Raw genomic sequence first — 442 nt, 5'->3', positions numbered from 1 at the left:
AGCAATTAGAAATGGAAAATGATATTTTAAAGCAAGCAGCGCTGATATTCGGACGAAGAGACAAGTAATCGATGCGAATAAGCATCTTTACCCTATATCAGCGATGTGCAGAATATTAGGTCTATCACGTCAGTCCTATTATTATCAATCAAAACCAAAGAAAGACGAATCAGAACTTGAAGAAGTAGTCGCTGAAGAATTTATCCGCAGCCGAAAGGCCTACGGCTCAAGAAAAATAAAAAAAGCCTTATCAAAACGAGGCATTCAGATCAGCCGACGAAAAATTAGTAGAATCATGAAAAATAGAGGATTAAAATCGAGCTATACTGTTGCTTATTTTAAAGTACATCATTCTACTTGCAATGAAGCCAAAACGACAAACGTATTGAATCGTAAATTCTTAAGAGACAACCCATTAGAAGCGATCGTAACAGACTTGACT

1 pseudogene is annotated in these 442 nt (G+C 36.4%); it reads left to right on the top strand.

The annotated features are described in order from the left end of the window. A pseudogene (locus tag AB3I42_RS14035) lies at window positions 1–442 on the top strand (IS3 family transposase); the annotation flags it as partial.

The sequence above is a fragment of the Enterococcus sp. C53 genome, assembly GCF_040887425.1.
GTDB lineage: Bacteria > Bacillota > Bacilli > Lactobacillales > Enterococcaceae > Enterococcus_B > Enterococcus_B hirae.
This window is presented reverse-complemented; position numbering and strand designations above follow the sequence as displayed.